The 521-nt window shown below is 41.3% G+C and carries 1 protein-coding gene; it reads right to left on the bottom strand.

Going from position 1 to position 521, the window contains the following annotated elements; translation table 11 throughout:
• Positions 1 to 90: 90 nt before the first annotated feature.
• The coding region (locus tag ACNAV8_RS11615) for an EF-Tu C-terminal domain-related protein (protein ID WP_415777756.1) at positions 91 to 521 on the bottom strand (431 nt) is incomplete at its 5' end.

The raw sequence follows: 521 nt of genomic DNA, 5'->3' as shown, positions 1-521 counted from the left end.
TTTCATTGCAAAATCCAAGCAAAACAAAAGGGCATCTTTCGATGCCCTCTCTTAGCTTTTAGCTTTTCTAGTGTTACCTAGCAATCATCATTATTTGATGATTTTCGCTACAACACCCGCACCTACTGTACGTCCACCTTCACGAATCGCAAAGCGTAAACCTTGGTCCATCGCGATTGGGTGAATTAAGCTTACTGTCATTTTGATGTTATCGCCTGGCATTACCATTTCCACGCCTTCTGGTAACTCGATTGTTCCTGTTACGTCAGTTGTACGGAAATAGAATTGTGGACGGTAACCTTTGAAGAATGGAGTGTGACGACCACCTTCTTCTTTTGATAATACGTAAACTTCTGATTCGAAGTCTGTATGTGGTGTGATTGAACCTGGTTTTGCTAATACTTGACCACGTTCGATTTCTTCACGTTTTGTACCACGTAATAATGCACCGATGTTTTCACCTGCACGACCTTCATCAAGTAATTTACGGAACATTTCTACACCTGTTACAGTAGTTTTCG

Source organism: Avibacterium endocarditidis, assembly GCF_965138825.1.
GTDB lineage: Bacteria > Pseudomonadota > Gammaproteobacteria > Enterobacterales > Pasteurellaceae > Avibacterium > Avibacterium endocarditidis.
Note: the sequence above shows the minus strand (reverse complement) of the source record. Positions and strands in the feature narration are given on the sequence as shown.